Annotated in this window: 1 protein-coding gene; it reads right to left on the minus strand. The window is 47.1% G+C overall.

Features of this window, described 5'->3' with window-relative positions:
• Window positions 1-163: 163 nt before the first annotated feature.
• A partial coding sequence (locus A3729_RS05030) for an NAD(P)/FAD-dependent oxidoreductase (protein ID WP_156497677.1) occupies window positions 164-1,120 on the minus strand: 957 nt, incomplete at its 5' end.

Below are 1,120 nucleotides of genomic sequence, written 5' to 3' on the forward strand. Positions count from 1 at the left end.
AAGGACTCTCCCTGGCCAGGCAAGCGGTCGAGAGCTCTTAATACGTAGCCAGATTTCAGTGCAACAATGGTGCTTTGTTTGGCGTTTGGTTCACGGTAAGGGTAGACACTTTGGTAACCATTTTGCTCCATGTGTTCCAATAGGCGGCAGACATAATCAAAGGTCAGCTCTGCTTTGAGCTCCAGGAAGAGTTAGTGTATCCAAAGACCCAAGCAAAGTTTGGCATTTGGCTGAACATCATGCCTTTATAGTTGGTTAGCTTAGGCGCATCGACGTCGTGACCATCGACACTCAGTTTCATTTTTCCCCATAGCTGAAGATCGAGCCCTGTGGCGGGAACAATAATATCGGCTTCAATTTCGTCGCCCGACTTCAACAATATTCCTTTCTCAGTGAAGCGCGCTATATGCTCAGTGACGATACTCGCTTTGCCGGAACGAACTGAATTGAATAAATCTGCATCAGGTACCAGGGCCATACGCTGATCCCATGGATTGTAGGTGGGCTTGAAATGAGTATCGACGTCAGCTGCTCCCGCCAGTGCTTTCCTATTCATATCTCTGACAAGCTTACGAATAAAGTTTGGAAAGCGTTTGGATAACATAAATACCATTTGCTGCATGGTAGTGTATTTGGCGCGCATGATTCTATTCGTTAGGCCCGCCGGGAGTATTTTAGAGATTATTCTAAATAACATGTCTGAAGCGGGGCGAGAGTAGACGTAGCTTGGCGAGCGCTGAACCATGGTGACATGAGCTGCTTTCTTTGCCATTGCGGGTACAACGGTGACGGCCGTCGCACCACTGCCTATGACAATAACGCGCTTACCTGAGTAGTCCATATCAACAGGCCATTGCTGAGGGTGGGCAATGGTTCCTTTGAAGTCATCATAGCCTTCGAAATTTGGCAGGTAACCTTTTTCATAATTGTAATAGCCTGAACAACAGGTAAGGAATTTCGCAGCAATATGGTACTGCGACCCATCTGCTCGCTCGATACTGACAAGCCAGCGGTTTTGTTCCGAGTTCCAGTCAGCTGATATGACTTTCTGTTGAAAACGAATGTACTGGTCCAGGTTCTCATCAGAAACCAGTTCATCTAGATAATGCTTGATGCGGTC

The organism is Oleiphilus sp. HI0043 (genome assembly GCF_001634935.1).